This window comes from Acidovorax sp. CF316, assembly GCF_000276605.1.
Classification (GTDB): domain Bacteria; phylum Pseudomonadota; class Gammaproteobacteria; order Burkholderiales; family Burkholderiaceae_C; genus Acidovorax.
Map to the genome: position 1 here is coordinate 12,751 of NZ_AKJX01000089.1, position 20,501 is coordinate 33,251.

The following is a 20,501-nucleotide window of genomic DNA, read 5'->3' on the forward strand; positions in this document are numbered from 1 at the left end:
TTTAGATCAATCGATTGTGGCCCTTCTAAAGTGCGCCATTCCTTCTATCGATATCCATTCGGGAGCCTTGCCATGTGGAAACCCCTCGCCTCCGTGTTCACCGCCGTGCTGGCGCTATCGGCCGCACTGGCCCAGGCGCAGGAGGCTCCACTGCGCATCGTCGTCGGCTATGCGCCGGGCGGCTCCAGCGACCGCGTGGCCCGCATCGTGGCCGACAAGCTGCAGGCCAAGCTGGGCTCGCCCGTGATCGTGGAGAACCGCACCGGCGCCGGCGGCCGCCTGTCGGCCCAGGCCGTCAAGAGTGCGCCGGCCAACCAGCCTGCGCTGCTGCTGGCCAACCCGGCCGTGATGCTGGTGGCGCCCCTGGTTTTCCCCGACGCGGGCTATGACGCGGAGCGCGATTTCCGCCCGGTGAGCCATGTCAACAGCTACGAGTTCGGCGTGGCTGTCTCCGCCGCCGTGCCCGTGCGCGAGCTGCCGCACCTGATCGCCTGGCTGCGCGCCAACCCCGACAAGGCCAACTTCGGCGTGCCCGCCACGGGCAGCTTGCCGCACTTCTTCGGGCTCATGGTGGGCGATGCCGCCAAGGTCAGCGCCGAGGTGGTCGGCTACCGCGGCTCGGCCCCGCTGCTCAACGACCTGATCGGCGGCCAGGTGCCCGTGGCCTTCGACACCTTCGACACCCTGCTGCCCCAGCACGAGGCGGGCAAGGTCCGCATCCTGGCGGTGTCCAGCGCCAAGCGCAGCCCGCTCGATCCCAAGATCCCCACCTTCAAGGAAGGCGGCCTGGACCTGGCCGCCACGGGCTGGAACACCTTCTTCGCGCCCATGAGCATGCCCAAGGCCCAGGCCGAGCGCCTGGCCGGCCTGATCCACGAAGTGATGAAGGACCCCGACACGCGCCGCAAGTTCGAGGCCGCCAAGATGGAGCCCGTGGCCAGCAGCATGGTGCAGACCGAGGCCATGCTCAAGGCCTACCGCGCCCAGTGGGCACCCGTGGTGCAGCGCTCCGGCTTCAAGCCCTGAGGCAGCTTCATGAGCCATACACGTCCCAACATCGTCTTCATCGTCGCCGACGACCTGGGCTATGCCGACCTGGGCTGCTACGGCGGGCGCGAGGCCGCGTTCGGCCCCGTCTCGCCCGTGCTCGACGGCCTGGCCGCACAAGGCCTCAAGCTCACGCAGGGCTATTCGAACTCGCCGGTGTGCTCGCCCACGCGCTTCGGGCTGATGACGGCGCGCTACCAGTACCGCCTGCGCGGCGCGGCCGAGGAGCCCATCAACAGCAAGAGCCGGGGCAGCAGCACCCTGGGCCTGCCGCCCTCGCACCCCACGCTGCCCTCGCTGCTGCGTGCCGGCGGCTACCGCACGGCGCTCATGGGCAAGTGGCACCTGGGCTACCCGCCGGCCTTCGGGCCGCTGCAGTCGGGCTACGAGGAGTTCTTCGGCCCCATGTCGGGCGGGGTGGACTATTTCACGCACTGCAGCTCCGCTGGCCAGCACGACCTGTACCTGGGCGAGACCGAGCAGCAGGAGGACGGCTACCTCACCGACCTGATCACCGACCACGCGCTCGATTTCGTGGAGCGCATGGCGCCCGGTGCTCAGGCGGGCACGCCCTTCTTCCTGAGCCTGCACTACACGGCACCGCACTGGCCCTGGGAGACGCGCGACGACGCGGCGCTGGCCGAGGAGGTGCGCCAGAATTTGTTCCACCTGCACGGCGGCAACATCGAGACCTACCGCCGCATGATCCACCACATGGACGAGGGCATCGGCCGCATCATGGCCGCCCTCGCCCGCCATGGCATCGATCGCGACACGCTGGTAGTCTTCACCAGCGACAACGGCGGCGAGCGCTTCTCGGACAACTGGCCCCTGGTGGGCGGCAAGATGGACCTGACCGAGGGCGGCATCCGCGTGCCCTGGATCGCCCATTGGCCCGCCGTGATCGCGCCGGGGGGCGAGAGCGTGCACAGCTGCATGACCATGGACTGGTCCGCAACGATGCTCGATGCGGCCGGCGTGCCGGCCGATGCCGACTACCCGCTCGATGGCGTCTCGCTCATGCCGTTGCTGCGCGATGCCGGGTGGGACTGCGAGCGCCCGCTGTTCTGGCGCATGAACCACCGCGGCCAGCGCGCCATGCGCCTGGGCGAGTGGAAGTACCTGCGCGTGGATGGCAACGACTACCTGTTCCTCCTGGCCGACGACGAGCGCGAGCGCGCCAACCGCGCCGGAGTCGATCCCGAGCGCCTGGCCGCGATGCGCGCGGCATGGGAGGCGTGGAACGCCACCATGCCGGCCATCCCGGAGGACGCCACGGTCAGCCTTGGTTACTCAGTCAAGGACATGCCGCAGCGGTAGCTCTCTCTACTAGACAGTTGGCGCAGCCACATGTTCGCGCCGCTGCACGATCACGAAGCGGTCGGCCACGAAGGCCAGGTTGGTGTAGCTGGCGTTGGCGGCCGGGTTGCCGCCCGTGGCGTGGTAGTCCGAGAACGACGCCGATTGGTTCACGAACACACCCTGCGTGAGGTTGATGGACAGGGCCACGCGCGTGCGCCGGCCCAGGGCGATGGCGGCGTCGATGTAGGCGCGGTCGGTGGAGTACACGCCCAGCGTCAGCGCGCCATGCTCGCGCAGCGTGGCCTCGGCCACCTGCAGGCTGGCGGCGCCCGAGTCGGTGGCCACCAGGTAGGACACGGGGCCGAAGCATTCCTGGCCGTAGATGGCGCTGTCGGCCTGCTCCAGCGCCACGATCACCGGCGTGTGGATCTGCGCGTTCGCGAACTCGGGGTGGGGCAGGGCACGCGAGGCCAGCACCAGGCGGCCCTGGCCGCTGGCCTGCTGCATGCGGGCCACGGTCTCGGGCGAGCCCACGGCGCCCAGCACCGAGGTGGCCACGCGCGGGTTCGAGGCCAGCTCGGTCACGGCGGCGGCCAGGTCCGCACCCACCTGCTCGAAGCTCTTGTGCCCTTCGTCGGTGGCGATGCCGCTACGCGGCACCAGGAGGTTCTGCGTGGTCGTGCACATCTGGCCGCTGTACAGCGACAGCGTGAACGCCAGGTTGCGCAGCAGGGCCGCGTACTGGTCGGTGGATTCGATGATCACCGTGTTCACGCCGGCCATCTCGGCATACACGCGCGCCTGGCGGGCGTTGTCGATGAGCCAGCGGCCGAACTGGTTGCTGCCCGTGAAGTCGATGCTGGCCACCGCGCTGTGCGTGGCCAGGGCCTGGGTGTCTTCGGCACGGGGGCTCAGTGCCAGGGTCACGGTGTTCGGGTCCAGCCCCTGCTCGGCCAGCACCTCGCGCAGGATGTTCACCGAGATCGCGGCCGGCAGCACGGCATTGGGGTGCGGCTTGACGATGACCGGGTTGCCCGTGGCCAGCGCGGCGAACAGGCCGGGGTAGGTGTTCCAGGTGGGGAAGGTGGCGCAGCCCACCACCAGCGCGACGCCGCGGCCTACGATCTCGTAATGCTTTTGCATCACCAGCGACGGGTTCTTGCCCTGGGGCTTGTCCCACAGCGCCTGGCCTGGCACGTCGGCCATGGCCTTCCAGGCGTAGGCGATGGCTTCGAGTGCACGGTCCTGCGCATGCGGGCCGCCGGCCTGGAAGGCCATCATCGGGCCCTGGCCGGTGGTCAGCATCACGGCGTGCGCGATCTCGTGGCTGCGGCGGTGTATGCGCACCAGCGCCTCCAGCAGCACGCCCGTGCGGCCCTGCGTGCCCAGTGCCTGCCACGCGGGTTCGGCCGCCTGGGCCGCATCCAATAGGGCATGCACGTCGCAATCGGGGTAGCGCACGTCCAGCGCCACGCCGTAGGGCGAGCGCTCGGTGGCCAGGCGGCCTTGCTCGCCGGGCTGCTGCAGCGCAAAGTCCTTGCCCAGCAGGGCATTCACGGCCGCCTGGCCGTCGGCCTGGCCGGTCTCGCCATAGACCTTGGGCGAGGGCGATTCGGGGAAGGGCGTCCAGTGGCCGCGGGTGGCCAGGGCGGCAAGGGCTCCCTCCAGGAGGGCACGGTGGGTATCGAACAAGGGCATCAAATTGTCTCCGCTAGGGTTTGCCCTGATGGGTTTGACTTGCATCAGGATTCGGGAAAGTTTATTCTCTACCGAACGGTCGGTCAATAATGTTTGCGATCGCTCAACACCAGATTTCCCCACCTTGATAGGCAGGAGCATCCATGTCTGAATCCCTGGTCCTCGTGACGCAGTCGGGCGCCGTGCAAACGCTGGCGCTCAACCGGCCCGCCGCGCTCAACAGCTTCACGGCCGAGCTGCATGCCCAGCTGCTGGCGGCGCTGGAGGCGGCCGCAGCCAATGCAGAGGTGCGCTGCGTGGTGCTCACGGGCTCGGGCCGGGCCTTCTGCGCGGGGCAGGACCTGGCCGACCCGGCCGTGGCGCCCGACCTCACGCCGGGCGCCGCGCCCAAGGACCTGGGCGAGGTGATCGACAAGCTGTACGGCCCCCTGTGCCTGCGCATCCGCAGCATGCCCATCCCCGTGGTGGCCGCCGTCAACGGTGTGGCCGCCGGCGCGGGCGCCAACCTGGCGCTGGGTTGTGACCTGGTGCTGGCTGCGCGCTCGGCCAGCTTCATCCAGGCCTTCACCAAGATCGGCCTGGTCCCCGATACCGGCGGCACCTGGCTGCTGCCGCGCCTGGTCGGCCGCGCCCAGGCCCTGGGCCTGGCGCTGCTGGGCGACAAGCTGCCAGCGGCCGATGCCGAGCGCCTGGGCCTGATCTGGCGCTGCGTGGACGATGCGGCCCTGCAGGACGAAGCCCAGGCCCTGGCCCAGCGCCTGGCCGCCATGCCCGTGAAGGCGCTGGTGGCCACGCGCAATGCGATGGATGCCTCCGCGCAGATGGACTACGGCCAGGCCCTGGCCCGTGAGGCGGCCGTGCAGCGCACGCTGGGCGCCTCGGCCGACTACCGCGAGGGCGTCGAGGCCTTCATTGGCAAGCGCGCCCCCGTCTTCAAAGACCGCTGATCGAGTAGCCCCATGGATTCCTCTACCACCGCCATGGACCCCCAGGCCATCGCCGAGCATGTGCGCGCCGGCATGCTCGCCAACGACCGCGCCACGCAGGGCCTGGGCATCGCCATCACCGCCATCGCACCAGGGCAGGCGACGCTCGAGATGACCGTGCGTGCCGACATGCTCAACGGCTTTGCCATCTGCCACGGCGGCTTCATCACCACGCTGGCCGACTCGGCGTTCGCCTTCTCGTGCAATGCGCGCAACGAGATGACCGTGGCCTCGGGCCTGTCCATCGACTTCCTGGCACCCGCACGCGAGGGCGACCGCCTCACGGCCGTGGCCACCGAGGTCTCGCTGGCCGGCCGCACCGGCGTGTACGACGTGAACGTGCACAACCAGCGCGGCGAGGCCATCGCCGTGTTCCGCGGCCGCTCGTACTGCATGAAGGGCAAGCCCACCGTGCCGCTGGACGCTGCCGCCCGCTGACCCCCCTACCCAGAACCCACAGGAGACATCCATGGCCGTGCGCCAACCTGCCCCAGGCGACCTGGAGCCCATCGAAACCGCCAGCCGCGACGAAGTCCAGTCCCTGCAGCTGCAGCGCCTGCGCTGGACGCTGCAGCACGCCTACGACAACGTGCCGCACTACCAACGCGCCTTCGATGCCAAGGGCGTGCACCCGTCGGACCTCAAGCAGCTGTCTGACCTCTCCAAGTTCCCCTTCACGGTCAAGAAGGACCTGCGCGACAACTACCCCTTCGGCATGTTCGCCGTGCCGCGCGAAAAGGTGGCCCGTATCCACGCCTCCTCGGGCACCACGGGCAAGCCCACGGTGGTGGGCTACACATTGAAGGACATCGATACCTGGGCCGACCTGGTGGCACGCTCCATCCGCGCGGCCGGCGGGCGCGCGGGCGACCTGATCCACATCGCCTATGGCTACGGCCTGTTCACGGGCGGCCTGGGCGCGCACTACGGCGCCGAGCGCGCGGGCTGCACGGTGATCCCCATGTCGGGCGGCCAGACCGAAAAGCAGGTGCAGCTGATCCGCGACTTCGGGCCCAGCATCATCATGGTCACGCCCTCGTACATGCAGGTCATCAACGAGGAGTTCGTGCGCCAGGGGCTGGACCCGCGCGAGAGCTCGCTCAAGGTCGGCATCTTCGGCGCCGAGCCCTGGACCGAGGCCATGCGCCGCGAGATCGAGACCAAGGCCGGCATCGACGCGGTGGACATCTACGGCCTGTCCGAAGTGATGGGTCCGGGCGTGGCCAGCGAGTGCATCGAGAGCAAGGACGGCCCCGTGGTCTGGGAAGACCACTTCTACCCCGAGATCATCGACCCCGAAACGGGCGAGGTGCTGCCCGACGGCCAGGAGGGCGAACTCGTCTTCACCTCGCTGAGCAAGGAGGCGCTGCCAATGATCCGCTACCGCACGCGCGACCTCACGCGCCTCTTGCCGCCCACCTCGCGCGCCTTCCGCCGCATGGGCAAGATCGTGGGCCGCTCGGACGACATGCTCATCATCCGCGGCGTGAACGTGTTCCCCACGCAGATCGAAGAGATCGTGCTGCAGAACGAAAAACTCTCGGGCCAGTACCAGATCCTCGTGGCGCGCGACGGCAACCTCGACCAGGTGACCGTGCGCTGCGAGCTGCAGCCAGGCGTGGCCGATGGCGAGCGCCCGGACCTCACCGGTTGGGTGCAGCAGCGCATCAAGACCCTGGTGGGCATCACCTGCCAGGTCGAGGTGCTGGCCACCGATTCCATCGAACGCACGCTGGTGGGCAAGGCCCGCCGCGTGATCGACCAGCGCGCGCGCTGAAGCAGCCCCCCGAACGAAAGGACACCACCATGTACACCCAGGCCATGGACACCATGGGCAAGGAAGGCGGCGACGCCAAGGCCCTGCGCAGCGCCGAGGAGATGCAGCGCCAGGAGGCCTTCGATGCGCGCATCGACGCGGGCGAATTCATCGAGGCCAAGGACTGGATGCCCGACCACTACCGCAAGACCCTGCTGCGCCAGATCAGCCAGCATGCGCACTCGGAGATCGTCGGCATGCTGCCCGAGGGCAACTGGATATCGCGCGCCCCCACGCTCAAGCGCAAGGCCATCCTGCTGGCCAAGGTGCAGGACGAGGGCGGCCATGGCCTGTACCTGTACGCCGCGGCCGAGACCCTCGGGACCTCGCGCGACCAGATGCTGGATGCCCTGCACACCGGGCGCGCCAAGTACAGCTCCATCTTCAACTACCCCACGCTGACCTGGGCCGACATGGGCACCATCGGCTGGCTGGTCGATGGCGCCGCCATCATGAACCAGGTGCCGATCTGCCGCTGCTCCTACGCGCCGTATGCACGGGCCATGGTGCGCATCTGCCGGGAAGAGAGCTTCCACCAGCGCCAGGGCTACGACGCGCTGCTCACCATGATGCAGCAGGGCACCGATGCCCAGCGTGCCATGGTGCAGGACGCGGTGAACCGCTGGTGGTGGCCCTCCATCATGATGTTCGGCCCGCCCGACGACCAGTCGCCCAACTCCGCGCAGTCCATGCGCTGGGGCATCAAGCGCATCTCCAACGACACCCTGCGCCAGAAGTTCATCGACGCCACGGTGGAGCAGGCCCGCGTGCTCGGCGTGACCCTGCCCGACCCCGACCTGCAATGGAACGAGGAGCGCCAGGCGCACGACTACGGCGCCATCGACTGGAGCGAGTTCTGGCGCGTGATCGGCGGCGACGGCCCCTGCAACGAAGAACGCCTGGGCGCGCGCGTCAAGGCCTGGGACGACGGTGCCTGGGTGCGCGAAGCCGCCCTGGCCCATGCCGCCAAGCACGCCCCGGTGCGTGCTGCCGCCTGATTTCACCGAGATCCGAGATTTCCCCATGACGACCCCATCCTCTCCCTCCACCCCCGCCGCCGATCCCGCGATGGCCACCGAATGGCCGCTGTGGGAAGTCTTCGTGCGCAGCAAGGCCGGCCTGGACCACAAGCACTGCGGCAGCCTGCATGCGGCCGACCCGCGCATGGCCATCCAGCTGGCGCGCGACGTCTACACCCGGCGCCAGGAAGGCACCAGCGTCTGGGTCGTGCGCTCCGACCAGATCGTGGCCAGCGACCCCGGCGAGAAATCCATGTACTTCGACCCGGCGCAGGACAAGGTCTACCGCCACCCCACCTTCTACGTGCTGCCCCAGTCCGTGGACCACATGTGAGCGCCACTGCCATGCAAGCCACCAGCATCCACATCAGCCAGGACCCGGGCGTGCAGTACCTGCTGCGCATCGGCGATACCTGCCTCGTCCTGGCCCAGCGCCTGTCCGAATGGTGCGGCCACGGCCCCGTGCTCGAAGAGGACATCGCCCTGTCCAACATGGCGCTCGACCTCGTGGGCCAGGCGCGCGCCGTGCTCACCCGGGCCGGCCAGATTGAAGGCCGCGGCCACGACGAGGACCAACTGGCCTTCCTGCGCGACGAGCGCGACTATGTCAACGTGACCCTGGTGGAGCTGCCGCGCGGTGACTTCGCCTTCACCATGGTGCGCAATGCCATGGTGGCCACTCTCTTCAAGCTGCTGTGGGAGCGCCTGGCCAGCTCCAGCGACACGGAGCTGGCCGCCATTGCCGGCAAGGCCGTCAAGGAGGCGCGCTACCACCAGCAGCATGCGGCCGACTGGGTCGTGCGCCTGGGCGACGGCACGGCCGAATCGCGCCGCCGCACCGAAGCGGCCCTCAAGGCCCTGTGGCGCTACACGCCCGAGCTGTTCGTGGTCGATGCGGTGGACGAATCCGCCCACGCCACGGGTCTGGGCCCGCGCTGGGCCGACCTCAAGGACGCCTGGACCGGCGAGATGGCACAGATCCTGGCCGCTGCCAGCCTGGCGACGCCCCAGGAGTCGGCGTTTCGCAGCACCGGCAAGCAGGGCGTGCACAGCGAGCACATGGGCTACATCCTGACCGAGATGCAGTACCTGCAGCGCAGCTTTCCCGGGGGCGTGTGGTGATGGTGGCCGAAGCCATCGACCGCCCGGACGCAGCGGACACCTTCGCCGACGCACGCATTGCGCGCGCGTGGGAGGTGCTCGACAGCGTGCCCGATCCCGAGGTGCCCGCGGTCTCCGTGTGCGACCTGGGCATCGTGCGCGCCGTGCGCCTGGCGGGCGATGGCCTGGAGATCGTGCTCACCCCCACCTATTCGGGCTGCCCGGCCACCGAGGTGATCGAACACGACGTGCTCGCCGCCATCGTGGCGGCCGGCCTCGGCCCGGCCCACGCCACGCTGCAGCGCGCACCGGCCTGGACCACCGACTGGATCACCGAACGCGGCCGCGCCCGCCTGCTGGCCTACGGCATCGCGCCGCCGGGCCCGCTGCCGCCGGGTACCGAGGTGCCGCTGCGCTTCATGCCGCGCGCCAACGCGGCTGCCCCGGCGCTGGCCTGCCCGCGCTGCGGCAGCCTGCAGACCGAGCGGCTCTCGGCCTTCGGCTCCACGGCTTGCAAGGCGCTGTACCGCTGCATGGCCTGCCGCGAGCCCTTCGAGCACTTCAAGCCCTTGTGAAGCACCCTTCTTCGCCCCCACCCAAGACACCGACATGAGCGTCATCTTCCATCCCCTGCGCGTGCGCGCCATCGAGCCCGACACGGCCGAGGCCGTCATCGTCTCCTTCGACGTGCCGCCCGAGCTGCGCGAGGTCTTCGGCTTCACCCAGGGCCAGTACCTCACGCTGCGCACCGACATCGGCGGCCAGGACCTGCGCCGCTCGTACTCCATCTGCGCAGGCGTGGACGACGCCGAGCTGCGCGTGGGCGTGCGCAAGGTCAACGGCGGCGTGTTCTCCAACTGGATCAACGCGCAGCTGCAGGTGGGCGACACGCTGCAGGTCATGGCACCGCAAGGCCGCTTCTTCGTGCCGATCCAGGCCCAGGCGCAGCGCCACTACCTGGGGATCGCGGGCGGCAGCGGCATCACGCCCATCCTGTCCATCATGAAGACGGTGCTCGCGCGCGAACCCGGCAGCCGCTTCACGCTGATCTACGGCAACCGCACGCTGCAGTCCACCATGTTCAAGGAGGAGATCGAGGACCTCAAGAACCGCTACCTCACGCGCCTGGTGCTGCACCATGTGTTCTCGGCCGAGCAGACCGACGCGCCGCTGAACATGGGCTTCGTGAACCGCGAGAAGCTCGCCGAGTTTCTGAAGGCCCTGATCCCCGCGCAGAAGATCGACGAGGCCTTCATCTGCGGCCCCTTCCAGATGAACGACGAGGCCGAGGCCGCGCTGCTGGCCGGCGGCGTGCCGGCCGAGCGCATCCACGTGGAGCGCTTCGGCGTGGCCCTGCCGGCGGGTGGGCAGGTCGGCGCGGTGGTTCACGAGGCGTTGCCCGGCGACGCCAAGACCTCCCGCATCGCCATCGTGCGCGACGGCCTGCGGCGCGAATTCCCGTTCTCGGGCGAGCAGGCCAGCATCCTCGATGCGGCCTCGGCCGCCGGGCTGGAGGTGCCGTTCTCGTGCACCTCGGGCGTGTGCGGCACCTGCCGCGCCAAGTGCGTGCAGGGCGAGGTGCGCATGGAGCGCAACTTCGCGCTCGACAAGGCCGAGGTGGCCGCCGGCTTCGTGCTCACCTGCCAGTGCCGCCCCCTGACCGACAGCGTGGTGCTGTCGTTCGACGAACGTTGATGGTCGCGATGACGGCACCCACCGCTGCACGCGCTGCCGGGTCCCGCCAGGGATTCTGGCAGCGAGGGGCCACGGTGCCTGCGCATGCGGCAAGATGGCGGCCCTTCACTACCGGATGCAAAGGAAAACTGCCCATGGCCCGAGGACGCTCCCCCGGATACGACGACCAGCGCGAAATGATCCTCCGCCATGCCGCCGAGCTGTTTGCACGCCGCGGCTATCCGGCCACGTCGATGAACGAGGTGGCCGAGGCCTGCGGCCTGTCCAAGCCCACGCTGTACCACTACTTTCGCGACAAGTACAACCTGCTCGTGCACATCGCCGACGGCCACGTCTCGCGCCTGCAGGCGCTGGTGGAAGAAGTCGAAGCCAAGCAGCTCGCGCCCGAGGCGCGGCTGCGCGAACTGATCCACCGCTTCGTCGAGGAGTATGCCGAGGCCCAGCACGCCCACCGCGTGCTGACCGAGGACGTGCGCTTCCTGCAAGCCGAGGACAGCGAGCGCATCCTGGGCAAGGAACGCGCCGTGGTGGCCGTTTTTGCAGAGGCGCTGGCGCAGATGCGGCCCGACACCGATGCCGCCGGCCTGACCAAGGCATTGACCATGCTGCTGTTCGGCATGATCAACTGGATGTTCACCTGGCTCAAGCCCGACGGCGAACTCGACTACGGGACCATGGCGCCCATCGTTGCGGACCTGTTCTTTGGTGGATTTCCTGCCGTCCGAATGCCCATTGAACTGGCCCAAAGGCCTGCGCGTCCATGACAATGGCCACGCACCTTCACCACCGCGTACCCGATACCGGCCGACAAGAGCCGGACCAGCGCTGAATCTTCCTTGCTTGCCTGCGCTGACAACACCATCCTTTCTTTTCCACAGGAGACAAACGCATGAAAAAGACCCGCTTCGCACAACTCGCGCTCGTGGCCGCAGCCGCCGCCATGGCCTGCGGCGCCGCCCTGGCCGACATCACCGTCGGTGTCACGGTGTCGGCCACCGGCCCGGCCGCCTCGCTGGGCATTCCCGAGAAGAACACCATCGCCCTGATGCCGCGCACCATCGGCGGCCAGAAGGTCAACTACATCGTGCTCGACGATGCCTCAGACACGACCACGGCCGTGGGAAACACGCGCAAGCTGATCAGCGAAAGCAAGGTCGACATCATCCTGGGATCGAGCACCACGCCCAACTCGCTGGCCATGATCGACGTGGTCGCCGAGGCGCAGACGCCCATGATCTCCATGGCCGCCTCGGCGCGCATCGTCGAGCCCATGGACGCCAAGAAGAAGTGGGTCTTCAAGACCCCGCAGAACGACATCATGATGTCGCTGGCCATCGTGGACCACATGGCCAACGCCGGCGTGAAGACCGTGGCCTTCATCGGCTTTGCCGACGCCTACGGCGAAGGCTGGTACCAGGAGTTCGGCAAGGCCGCCGCCATCAAGAAGATCCAGATCGTGGCCAACGAGCGCTATGCGCGCACCGACACCTCGGTGACCGGCCAGACGCTGAAGATGATCTCGGCCAAGCCTGACGCGGTGCTCATCGCCGGCTCCGGCACGCCGGCCGCATTGCCCCAGAAGGCGCTCAAGGAGCGCGGCTTTGCCGGCAAGGTCTACCAGACCCACGGCGTGGCCAATGCCGACTTCCTGCGCGTGGGCGGCAAGGACGTGGAAGGCACCTTCCTGCCCTCCGGCCCCGTGCTCGTGGCTTCGCAGCTGCCCGCCTCGCACCCGGTGAAGAAGTCGGCCAGCGCCTATGTGGCCGCCTATGAGGCCGCCAACGGCAAGGACAGCGTCTCCACCTTCGGCGCCCACGGCTGGGATGCCGGCGTGCTGATGGCCGCTGCCGTGCCCGTGGCGCTCAAGAAGGCCAAGCCCGGCACCGTGGAGTTCCGCACGGCCCTGCGCGATGCGCTCGAGCAGATCAAGGAAGTGCCCGGCGCGCACGGCATCTTCAACATGTCCGAGAACGACCACCTGGGCCTGGACCAGCGCGCCCGCGTGATGGTCAAGATCGAGAACGGCACCTGGAAATACCAGCCCTGACCGAGCAGAGCGAGGTCTGACGGCGCAGGGATGAGGGCGGCGGGCTGATGAAGTGCCCGCTGCCGGCGCAGCCCTGCGGCCCACCTGACTTCAATAGACAGAAAGCCGAATATGGATTTGCAGATCGCCCTGCTCTTGGGGCAGGACGGCATTGTCAACGGCGCCATCTATGGACTGATGGCGCTGGCGTTGGTGCTGGTTTTTTCCGTGACCCGGGTGATCTTCATCCCCCAGGGCGAGTTCGTGGCCTTCGGGGCGCTGACCATGGCCATGATGCAGGGCGGGCGCATTCCCGCCACGCTGTGGCTGCTGGTGGGCATGGCCGCGGTGGTGCTGGTGGTCGAGGTGGTGCGCTTTCAGCGCGGCAGCCCCGTGAACTGGCCCGCCACCGCGGTCTGGTGCCTGGTGCTGCCGCTGCTGGCCACAGCGCTGATCCTCGGGCTGCGCCCCACCTCGCTGGGCATGCAGGCGCTCACCACGCTGATCCTGATCACGCCCATGGGGCCGCTGCTGTACCGCCTGGCGTATCGCCCACTGGCCGATGCCACGGTGCTGATGCTGCTCATCGTCTCGGTAGCGCTGCATGGCGTGCTGGTGGGCCTGGGCCTGCTGTTCTTCGGCGCCGAAGGCTCGCGCACGCCACCGTTCTCGGAGGCGCGCTTCGACCTCGGCGGCATCCCCGTCTCGGGCCAGTCGCTGGTGGTGCTGGGTGTCACGCTGGCGCTGGTGATGCTGCTGTTCCTGTTCTTCGGCCGCTCCATGGTCGGCAAGGCGCTGCGCGCCACGGCCCTCAACCGCGTGGGGGCGCGCCTCATGGGCATTCCCACCGAGCTGTCGGGCGATGTGAGCTTTGCCCTGGCCGCGCTGATCGGCGCGGTCTCGGGCCTGTTGATCGCCCCGCTCACCACCGTGTACTACGACACGGGTTTCCTGATCGGCCTCAAGGGCTTCGTCGCGGCCATCGTGGGCGGCCTGGGCAGCTACCCCATGGCGCTGCTCGGCGCGCTGATCGTGGGCCAGCTGGAGGCCTTTGCTTCGTTCTGGGCCAGTGCCTACAAGGAGGTTCTCGTGTTCACCCTGATCGTGCCCGTGCTGTGGTGGCGTTCGCTCAACAGCCGCCATGTGGAGGATGAGGAATGACCGCGCCCGTCAAGACAGATATGGCTGCCGGCGCACACGATGCAGGCACCTCGCGCGGCATCGCCACGCGCACCCAGCTCACGCTGGCGGCCGTGGCGCTGCTGGCCCTGTGCTGGGGCTTCCTGCCCGACTTCACCGTGGTCGTGCTCAGCTACATCGGCCTGTACGCCATCGTCGCGGCGGGCCTGGTCATGCTCACCGGCGTGGGCGGCATGACCTCCTTCGGCCAGGCGGCCTTCGTGGGCGTCGGTGCCTATGCCACGGCCTGGATCTGCACGGCGCCCGCGTCGGTGCAGGCGCTCTCGGGCCTGGTCGGTATGGCCGGCCTGCCCTGGGTGGGCCTGGTGCTCGGCCTTACGATCACCTTCGCGCTGGCCTGGGGCCTGGGCTCGGTCACGCTCAAACTCTCGGGCCACTACCTGCCGCTGTGCACCATCGCCTGGGGCCTGTCGCTGTACTACCTGTTCGGCAACATGGAATTCCTCGGCGGGCAGACCGGCATCACCGGCATCCCGCCGCTCGTCGTGGCCGGCGTCTCGCTGGCCTCGCCGCGCGCCATCGGCGTGCTGATCTGGGCGGTGCTGCTGGTGTCGCTGTGGCTGCTGCACAACCTGCTCGACTCGCGCGAGGGCCGCGCCATCCGCGCGCTCAAGGGCGGGCGGGTGATGGCCGAGTCCATGGGCGTGGACACGGCGCGTTACCGCATCAAGCTTTTCGTGCTGGCGGCGCTGCTGGCGGCGATCTCGGGCTGGCTGTATGCGCACCTGCAGCGCTTTGTCAGCCCCACGCCGTTCAACCTCAACATCGGCATCGAGTACCTGTTCATGGCCGTGGTCGGTGGTGCCGGCCACCTCTGGGGTGCGGTGCTGGGCGCCACGCTCATCACCCTGCTCAAGGAAAAGCTGCAGGACGTGCTGCCCTCGCTGCTGGGCACCAGCGGCAACTTCGAGGTCATCGTCTTCGGCCTGCTCATGGTCTTCGTGCTGCAGCGCTTTGCCGACGGCCTGTGGCCCACGCTGAACCGCCTGGGCGAGCGCTGGCTGCGCCGCGAGGCGCCGCGCACGGCAGGCCAGGCCACCGAACTGGCGCAGCGCACGCTGCCCACGGCCGGCACGGTGCTGCTGCAGGCACGCAACGTGACCAAGCGCTTCGGCGGCCTGGTCGCCAACAACAATGTCTCCATGGACGTGAAGGCCGGCGAGGTGCACGCGCTGATCGGGCCCAACGGCGCCGGCAAGAGCACCTTCTTCAACATGGTCTCGGGCGTGGACGACGCCACCGAGGGCGAGGTGCGCCTGGTGGACCAGGCCATGCTGCGCCGCCCCTCGCGCGCCTTCGCCCGCCTGGGCATGGCGCGCACCTTCCAGCACGTGCGCCTGCTGGGCCAGCGCAGCGTGGTCGAGAACGTCGCCCTGGGCGCGCACCAGCGTGCGCACCGCGGCTGGCTCGCCTCCATGCTGCGCCTGGACCGCGCCGAAGAGGCGGCCCTGCTGGCCGAGGCGCGTCGCCAGATCGAGCGCTGCGGCCTGGGGGTCCATGCCGATGCGCCCGCCGCCTCGCTGGCCCTGGGGCAGCAGCGCATCGTCGAGATCGCGCGTGCTTTGGCCGGCCAGCCGGCCATCCTGCTGCTCGACGAACCCGCCGCCGGCCTGCGCCACCTGGAAAAGAAGGCCCTGGCCGACCTGCTGCGCCAACTGCGCGCCGAGGGCCTGGGCATCCTGGTGGTGGAGCATGACATGGAGTTCGTGATGAACCTGGCCGACCGCATCACCGTGCTGGAGTTCGGCACCGTGATCGCCGAGGGCACGCCCGCACAGGTGCAGAGCAACCAGCGCGTGCTCGATGCCTACCTGGGTGGCGCCGACGACGACCTGCCCGCCGCCATTGCTGAAGGAGCCACCGCATGACCGCCTTGCTGCAACTGCAGGACCTCTCCGTGTCGTACGGCCAGGTGGAAGCCGTCCACCAGGTCCGGCTCGATGTGAACGAGGGCGAGATCGTCACCGTCATCGGCCCCAACGGCGCCGGCAAGACCACCTTGCTGTGTGCAGCCATGGGGCTGCTGCCGGCCACCGGCTCCATCGCTCTGGCCGGCGAGCGCATCGCGCGCCCCAGCGTGGAGGCCATGGTGGCGCGCGGCGTGGCCCTGGTGCCCGAAAAGCGCGAACTCTTCGGCGAGATGTCGGTGGAGGACAACCTGCTGCTGGGCGGCTTTTCGCGCTGGCGCAAGGGCCAGCGTGACCAGGCGCAACGCATGGAAGAAGTGTTCGGCATCTTCCCGCGCCTGCGCGAGCGCCGCCCGCAACTGGCCTCCACGCTATCGGGCGGCGAGCGGCAGATGCTGGCCATCGGCCGTGCGCTGATGGCCCGCCCGCGCCTGTTGATGCTCGACGAGCCCTCGCTCGGCCTGGCCCCGCTGATCGTGCGCGAGGTGCTGCAGGTGGTGTCCTCTCTCCGAGCGCATGGAGTGTCGGTACTGCTCGTGGAGCAGAACGCGCGCGCCGCGCTGCGCGTGGCCGACCGGGCCTATGTGCTGGAGATGGGCGCGGTGGCGCTGACGGGCGCTGCGCAGGATTTGCTCAACGACCGCCGCATCATCGACACCTACCTGGGCATGGGCGGGTCGGCGCACGCCCAGGCCGAGCCCGCGACACATTGAGCCCGCAGAGGACCGCCGTGTAACGCAGCGACCGTCCCGTTTTCACCCTTTCGCAGGCCCTGGGGCTGCGGAAGGGTTTTTGCGTTGTGAAGATCCATAAATACGACAGGAGACAAAGCATGAAGACAGGCGTTCGGCCGGGGTTGGCGCGCAGGGAGTTTTTGCGTTCGGGTGGGGCATTGGCCGCGGGCCTGGCGGGCACGGCCTGGGCCCAGGACAGCGCGGGCGGGGCCGATGGCGAGATCGTCATCGGCCAGTCCTGCCAATTGAGCGGTCCATTGGCCGCGCTCACCACCGAGGTGCGCCAGGGTGCAAGCCTCTACTTCGACCACGTGAATGCCTCGGGAGGCGTGCGCGGCCGCAAGATCCGCGTGGTCGCCATCGACGACGCCTACGACCCCAAGAAGGCCGCCGAGAACACGAAGAAGCTGATCGACGAGGACAAGGTGCTGGCGCTGTTCCAGTACGCCGGCACGCCGCCCGCGCTGGCCGCCCTGCCGATTGCCGAGGAGCGCGGCGTGCCCTTCATCGCGCCGTTCACCGGCTCGGACGGCCTGCGCCAGCCTGGCAGCCGCTATGTCTTCAACATCAAGGCCGGCTATGCGGCCGAGCTCGACGCCACGGTCAAGCAACTGGCCTCGGTGGGCATCTCGCGCATCGCCGCGGTCTACCTCAACAACCCGTTCGGCACGGGCGGACTGGCCTCGGTCGAGAAGTCCGTGCAGGTCCACAAGGTGACCCTGGCGGTCAAGGCCCCGCTGGAGGTGGACGGCTCGAAGATGGCGGACGCCGTGGCCACCGTGGCCAAGGAGTCGCCCCAGGCCATCATCGTCATCAGCGCGGGCAAGCCCAGCGTGGATTTCGTCGATGCCTACCTCAATGCCGGCCACCGCTCCACCTTCTACATGCTCTCGGTGATCAGCAATTCCCAGCTCGTGAAAGCGCTGGGCGAGCGCGCACGGGGCGTGGTGGTGTCGCAGGTCGTGCCCTCGCCCTGGAACCAGAGCATGCCGATCTCGCGCGAGTTCCAGACCCTGGCCAAGGCCAAGGGCATCACCGAGTACACCTTCAGCCAGATGGAGGGCTTCATTTCCGCCCGCTTCCTGGTCGAGGCGCTGCAGCGCGCCGGCGCCAAGCCCACCCGCGCCGGCCTGGTCCAGGCCATGGAGTCGATGAAGAACCTGAACCTGGGCGGCTACCCCGTGGAGCTGTCGGCCACCCAACACAGCTCGGGCAAGTTCGTCGATCTGCTCATGATGGGCCGCGACGGCCGTTTCACGAAGTAGGAGCGACTCAAAAACTCTTCTGGCGTCGTTGCTGCGTCTTGTCGTACTAGAGCCTGTCCACGGCCTTTTACGGGGATGCGCATGCAGTCCACGGTGCGTCCGTCTAGGCGCGCGCCGCTGCCCATGCCGGTGGCATGGGCAAGGTGGGCAACGACGAGGGGCGGGGCGTGGGCTGCATGCCCTTCGGGTTGCCACCTCCGGCAGGCCCATGCGGCGTTGCCCATCCTTGATGGACATGCGTCCATCTGCGGTGGGCGCCTTGCCTGATCCTCCCGGAGGAGGCAACGCAACCCCGTAAAAGGCCGTGGACGGGCTCCGACTGCCTGCGACGCAGCGCCTAGCCAGAACCGCTTCGCTGAGCTTTTGAGCCGCTCCGAGGCGGGGCCCGCTGCTCAGGAGTTCAGCAGCGCGCCGCCCTCGGAGGACTCCAGCAGGCGCGTGAGCAGCGGGTGCATGACCTTGCGCGCGTTGTAGATCAGGTGGAACTGCTCCTGCACGTCGGGCGTAGCGCCCACCTGCACCAGCCCATGGGTCTTTTGCAGGTGCGCGCCCACCGACATGGGCGCCGGCATCACACCCATGCCCGTGGCGGCAAAGGTGCTGAGCAGGGCGCTGTCCTCGAACTCGCCCGCAATGCGCGGGCGGATGCGCTCGCGCTCCAGCCAGTGGTCGATGCGCGCACGCATGGCGGCATGGTCGGTGGGCAGCAGCACGGGCACCACGGCCAGGCTCTGCGGAAACTGCTGCGCCGCCGCCTCGGCCCATACGGGTGGGGCGTACCAGGCCACGGCACTCGTGCCCAGCAGCTGGCTGGTGGTCTTGAGGGCCGGGTTGGGCGGTGCGGCGCGGTCGGCCAGCACCGCGTCGAGCTTGTGCAGCGCGAGCTCGCCGAGCAGCGGCTGGAACTCCCCCTCGTGGCACAGCAGGCGCAGGTGCGGTTCGTCGAGCACCGGCGTCAGCAGCCGGTGCATGGCCAGCTTGGCGATGCCGTCCGAGATGCCCAGGTTCAGCCGCAGCGTCTGGCCGCTGGCGGCTTCGCGCACGCGGTGCGTCAACTGCTCACCCAGGGCAAAGATGTGGTCGGCCTCGTGCAAGGCGGCCACGCCGGCTTCGGTCAGCACCAGGCTGCGCCCCTCGGTGCGCAGCAGGCTGGTGCCCAGGGCCTGCTCGAGCAGGCGCACCTGGGCGCTGATTGTCTGCACGGCCATGTCCAGCCGCTCGGCGGCGCGCGCGATGCCGCCCTCCTTGGCGACCACCCAGAAGTAGTACAGATGGCGGTAGTTGAAGCTCTGGCTCATGGTCTGGGTTGTCCCACCGGTGGAAAGGGGTATCCGTAAAAAGTGTTTGGTTCGTAAAAACCAGATGAATGGTATCGAAAAGACAGGTTTTAAAGATGCAAAGGCATCCCTACAGTGCGGGCTTGCCTTGAATTTCCCAGGAGATACCTCATGCACGACACCGCCGTCCACACCCCCGCCACCCCGACCCCGGGCCTGCCACCCCTGCCGCGTTCGCGGCGCTGACGCCGCCGCTGCGCGAAGGAGAACGACATCATGGAAACCATTGGAACCTGGTGGATGTGGGCGGGATTCGCCGTCTTCGTGGTCGTTGCCATCGGCATCGACCTGTTGGTGATGGAGCGCCAGGGCGCGCACAAGGTCACGACCAAGGAGGCCCTCAAGTGGAGCGCCCTGTGGTTCTCGCTGGCCTTCGTCTTCGTGGCCGGCCTGTGGTGGTACCTGGACGGCAGCCAGGGCCGCGAGGTGGCCAACACCGTGTCGATGCAGTTCATCACCGGCTACCTGGTGGAGAAAAGCCTGTCCATCGACAACATCTTCGTGTTCCTGATGCTGTTCAGCTACTTCGCGGTACCGGCACAACACCAGAAGCGCGCGCTGATCATCGGCATCATCGGCGCCATCGTGCTGCGCACGCTGCTGATCCTGGCAGGCGCCTGGCTGCTGGCTTCGTTCCACTGGCTGCTCTATGTCTTCGGTGCCTTCCTGGTGTTCACGGGTGCCAAGATGTGGTTCGCTGCCGGCCAGGAGCCCGACATCGCGACCAACCCGGTGCTGCGCTTTTTGCGCAAGCGCATCCGCATCGCCGACGTGTTCGATGGCGAGAAGCTGACCACCACCATCAACGGCGTCAAGCACTACACGCCGCTGTTCGTGGTGCTCATCCTGATCGGCACCACGGACATCATCTTCGCGGTGGACAGCATCCCGGCCATCTTCGCGATCACCAGCGACCCGTTCATCGTGCTCACGGCCAACATCTTCGCCATCCTGGGCCTGCGTGCGCTGTACTTCCTGCTCGCCGACCTGGCCGACCGCTTCCACCTGCTGGCCTATGGCCTGGCCCTGGTGCTGGTGTTCATCGGCAGCAAGATGCTGCTCATCGACCTGGTGAAGATCCCGATCGGCTACGCTCTGCTGGTCACGGCAGGCCTGATCGCCGGCTCCATCGTGCTGTCGCTGCGCAGCTCGGCCGGCAGCCCGCCCGCTGCACAGCCTCCCAAGCCCTGAAGGAAACCTGCCATGGACATGATCGAATCGGTGATGCTCACCCTGCTGGTGGCCCTGGCGGGCACGGCCTTGATGGCCTGGCGCCTGGGCAACGAGCGGCGCGACGTGGGCCTGCTCACCGCCCTGGCGGCGCTGTGGGGCCTGGCCACCGCCGCAGCCTTCAGCTGGTGACCGCAG

At 68.5% G+C, this 20,501-nt stretch carries 20 protein-coding genes; 18 read left to right on the top strand and 2 right to left on the bottom strand.

Features of this window, described 5'->3' with window-relative positions:
* Positions 1–72 precede the first annotated feature (72 nt).
* Both PMI14_RS07185 and PMI14_RS07190 read left to right on the top strand, forming a co-directional pair.
* The gene (locus tag PMI14_RS07185) at positions 73–1,026 is read left to right on the top strand and encodes a tripartite tricarboxylate transporter substrate-binding protein (RefSeq protein WP_007852064.1); all 954 of its coding nucleotides are present in this window, start codon (positions 73–75) and stop codon (positions 1,024–1,026) included.
* Between the two features lie 9 nt (positions 1,027–1,035).
* The gene (locus PMI14_RS07190; RefSeq protein ID WP_007852073.1) at positions 1,036–2,367 is read left to right on the top strand and encodes a sulfatase; all 1,332 of its coding nucleotides are present in this window, start codon (positions 1,036–1,038) and stop codon (positions 2,365–2,367) included.
* A 9-nt stretch (positions 2,368–2,376) separates the two neighbouring features.
* Here PMI14_RS07190 and paaN read toward each other — a convergent pair whose 3' ends face one another.
* Entirely contained in the window at positions 2,377–4,047 is a 1,671-nt protein-coding gene (paaN, locus tag PMI14_RS07195) for a phenylacetic acid degradation protein PaaN (RefSeq protein WP_007852076.1), read from the bottom strand.
* A 143-nt stretch (positions 4,048–4,190) separates the two neighbouring features.
* Here paaN and PMI14_RS07200 point away from each other — a divergent pair, with 143 nt between their 5' ends.
* From PMI14_RS07200 to PMI14_RS07265, 14 genes are all read left to right on the top strand, one after another.
* Complete coding sequence (locus PMI14_RS07200) at positions 4,191–4,994, top strand: enoyl-CoA hydratase-related protein (RefSeq protein ID WP_007852078.1); 804 nt, start codon at positions 4,191–4,193, stop codon at positions 4,992–4,994.
* A 12-nt stretch (positions 4,995–5,006) separates the two neighbouring features.
* Complete coding sequence (paaI, locus tag PMI14_RS07205; protein WP_007852081.1) at positions 5,007–5,471, top strand: hydroxyphenylacetyl-CoA thioesterase PaaI; 465 nt, start codon at positions 5,007–5,009, stop codon at positions 5,469–5,471.
* Positions 5,472–5,502: 31 nt separating this feature from the next.
* Positions 5,503–6,810 carry a phenylacetate--CoA ligase PaaK gene (gene paaK / locus PMI14_RS07210; protein WP_007852084.1) on the top strand — a complete coding sequence of 436 codons (1,308 nt, stop codon included), beginning with the start codon at positions 5,503–5,505 and terminating at the stop codon, positions 6,808–6,810.
* A 29-nt stretch (positions 6,811–6,839) separates the two neighbouring features.
* Entirely contained in the window at positions 6,840–7,847 is a 1,008-nt protein-coding gene (paaA, locus tag PMI14_RS07215) for a 1,2-phenylacetyl-CoA epoxidase subunit PaaA (protein ID WP_007852087.1), read from the top strand.
* Positions 7,848–7,872: 25 nt separating this feature from the next.
* Positions 7,873–8,202, top strand: a complete 330-nt coding sequence (gene paaB / locus PMI14_RS07220) for a 1,2-phenylacetyl-CoA epoxidase subunit PaaB (protein WP_007852089.1) — start codon at positions 7,873–7,875, stop codon at positions 8,200–8,202.
* An 11-nt stretch (positions 8,203–8,213) separates the two neighbouring features.
* Entirely contained in the window at positions 8,214–8,990 is a 777-nt protein-coding gene (gene paaC / locus PMI14_RS07225; RefSeq protein WP_007852091.1) for a 1,2-phenylacetyl-CoA epoxidase subunit PaaC, read from the top strand.
* Positions 8,990–9,544, top strand: a complete 555-nt coding sequence (paaD, locus tag PMI14_RS07230) for a 1,2-phenylacetyl-CoA epoxidase subunit PaaD (RefSeq protein WP_007852093.1) — start codon at positions 8,990–8,992, stop codon at positions 9,542–9,544. Before paaC ends, paaD begins: the two co-directional genes overlap by 1 nt.
* A 34-nt stretch (positions 9,545–9,578) precedes the next feature.
* A complete protein-coding gene (gene paaE / locus PMI14_RS07235; RefSeq protein ID WP_007852095.1) occupies positions 9,579–10,664 on the top strand; it encodes a 1,2-phenylacetyl-CoA epoxidase subunit PaaE in 1,086 nt (361 codons plus the stop codon).
* A 134-nt stretch (positions 10,665–10,798) separates the two neighbouring features.
* The gene (locus tag PMI14_RS07240) at positions 10,799–11,428 is read left to right on the top strand and encodes a TetR/AcrR family transcriptional regulator (protein WP_007852096.1); all 630 of its coding nucleotides are present in this window, start codon (positions 10,799–10,801) and stop codon (positions 11,426–11,428) included.
* 125 nt (positions 11,429–11,553) lie between these two features.
* On the top strand, positions 11,554–12,711 hold the full coding sequence (locus PMI14_RS07245) for an ABC transporter substrate-binding protein (RefSeq protein ID WP_007852100.1): 1,158 nt from the start codon (positions 11,554–11,556) through the stop codon (positions 12,709–12,711).
* Positions 12,712–12,822: 111 nt separating this feature from the next.
* Positions 12,823–13,851, top strand: a complete 1,029-nt coding sequence (locus PMI14_RS07250; protein ID WP_007852103.1) for a branched-chain amino acid ABC transporter permease — start codon at positions 12,823–12,825, stop codon at positions 13,849–13,851.
* Positions 13,848–15,758, top strand: a complete 1,911-nt coding sequence (locus PMI14_RS07255) for an ATP-binding cassette domain-containing protein (RefSeq protein ID WP_007852104.1) — start codon at positions 13,848–13,850, stop codon at positions 15,756–15,758. Before PMI14_RS07250 ends, PMI14_RS07255 begins: the two co-directional genes overlap by 4 nt.
* Positions 15,755–16,510, top strand: coding sequence for an ABC transporter ATP-binding protein (locus tag PMI14_RS07260; RefSeq protein ID WP_007852106.1), 756 nt, complete (start codon positions 15,755–15,757; stop codon positions 16,508–16,510). The genes PMI14_RS07255 and PMI14_RS07260 overlap by 4 nt, the downstream gene beginning before the upstream one ends.
* 119 nt (positions 16,511–16,629) lie before the next feature.
* Positions 16,630–17,796: an ABC transporter substrate-binding protein gene (locus tag PMI14_RS07265; protein WP_007852112.1), complete on the top strand. Its 1,167-nt coding sequence runs from the start codon at positions 16,630–16,632 to the stop codon at positions 17,794–17,796.
* A gap of 392 nt (positions 17,797–18,188) precedes the next feature.
* On the opposite strand, the gene PMI14_RS07270 is transcribed toward PMI14_RS07265, so the two are convergent.
* Positions 18,189–19,094, bottom strand: coding sequence for a LysR substrate-binding domain-containing protein (locus PMI14_RS07270; RefSeq protein WP_007852116.1), 906 nt, complete (start codon positions 19,092–19,094; stop codon positions 18,189–18,191).
* Between the two features lie 255 nt (positions 19,095–19,349).
* Between PMI14_RS07270 and PMI14_RS07275 the strand changes: the two genes are divergently transcribed.
* On the top strand, positions 19,350–20,324 hold the full coding sequence (locus PMI14_RS07275; RefSeq protein WP_007852117.1) for a TerC family protein: 975 nt from the start codon (positions 19,350–19,352) through the stop codon (positions 20,322–20,324).
* A gap of 12 nt (positions 20,325–20,336) precedes the next feature.
* Complete coding sequence (locus tag PMI14_RS35295; protein WP_007852119.1) at positions 20,337–20,495, top strand: hypothetical protein; 159 nt, start codon at positions 20,337–20,339, stop codon at positions 20,493–20,495.
* The last annotated feature ends 6 nt before the right edge of the window (positions 20,496–20,501 follow it).

Bases quoted from the DNA above. Each gene is read 5' to 3' on its own strand.
- PMI14_RS07265 (WP_007852112.1), top strand. From the start codon at position 16,630: ATGAAGACAGGCGTTCGGCCGGGGTTGGCGCGCAGGGAGTTTTTGCGT.
- paaN (WP_007852076.1), bottom strand. From the start codon at position 4,047: ATGCCCTTGTTCGATACCCACCGTGCCCTCCTGGAGGGAGCCCTTGCC.
- PMI14_RS07250 (WP_007852103.1), top strand. From the start codon at position 12,823: ATGGATTTGCAGATCGCCCTGCTCTTGGGGCAGGACGGCATTGTCAAC.
- paaC (WP_007852091.1), top strand. From the start codon at position 8,214: ATGCAAGCCACCAGCATCCACATCAGCCAGGACCCGGGCGTGCAGTAC.
- paaD (WP_007852093.1), top strand. From the start codon at position 8,990: ATGGTGGCCGAAGCCATCGACCGCCCGGACGCAGCGGACACCTTCGCC.
- PMI14_RS07185 (WP_007852064.1), top strand. From the start codon at position 73: ATGTGGAAACCCCTCGCCTCCGTGTTCACCGCCGTGCTGGCGCTATCG.
- paaA (WP_007852087.1), top strand. From the start codon at position 6,840: ATGTACACCCAGGCCATGGACACCATGGGCAAGGAAGGCGGCGACGCC.
- PMI14_RS07240 (WP_007852096.1), top strand. From the start codon at position 10,799: ATGGCCCGAGGACGCTCCCCCGGATACGACGACCAGCGCGAAATGATC.
- PMI14_RS07275 (WP_007852117.1), top strand. From the start codon at position 19,350: ATGGAAACCATTGGAACCTGGTGGATGTGGGCGGGATTCGCCGTCTTC.
- PMI14_RS35295 (WP_007852119.1), top strand. From the start codon at position 20,337: ATGGACATGATCGAATCGGTGATGCTCACCCTGCTGGTGGCCCTGGCG.
- paaI (WP_007852081.1), top strand. From the start codon at position 5,007: ATGGATTCCTCTACCACCGCCATGGACCCCCAGGCCATCGCCGAGCAT.
- paaE (WP_007852095.1), top strand. From the start codon at position 9,579: ATGAGCGTCATCTTCCATCCCCTGCGCGTGCGCGCCATCGAGCCCGAC.
- PMI14_RS07260 (WP_007852106.1), top strand. From the start codon at position 15,755: ATGACCGCCTTGCTGCAACTGCAGGACCTCTCCGTGTCGTACGGCCAG.
- PMI14_RS07200 (WP_007852078.1), top strand. From the start codon at position 4,191: ATGTCTGAATCCCTGGTCCTCGTGACGCAGTCGGGCGCCGTGCAAACG.
- paaK (WP_007852084.1), top strand. From the start codon at position 5,503: ATGGCCGTGCGCCAACCTGCCCCAGGCGACCTGGAGCCCATCGAAACC.
- PMI14_RS07255 (WP_007852104.1), top strand. From the start codon at position 13,848: ATGACCGCGCCCGTCAAGACAGATATGGCTGCCGGCGCACACGATGCA.
- PMI14_RS07270 (WP_007852116.1), bottom strand. From the start codon at position 19,094: ATGAGCCAGAGCTTCAACTACCGCCATCTGTACTACTTCTGGGTGGTC.
- PMI14_RS07245 (WP_007852100.1), top strand. From the start codon at position 11,554: ATGAAAAAGACCCGCTTCGCACAACTCGCGCTCGTGGCCGCAGCCGCC.
- PMI14_RS07190 (WP_007852073.1), top strand. From the start codon at position 1,036: ATGAGCCATACACGTCCCAACATCGTCTTCATCGTCGCCGACGACCTG.
- paaB (WP_007852089.1), top strand. From the start codon at position 7,873: ATGACGACCCCATCCTCTCCCTCCACCCCCGCCGCCGATCCCGCGATG.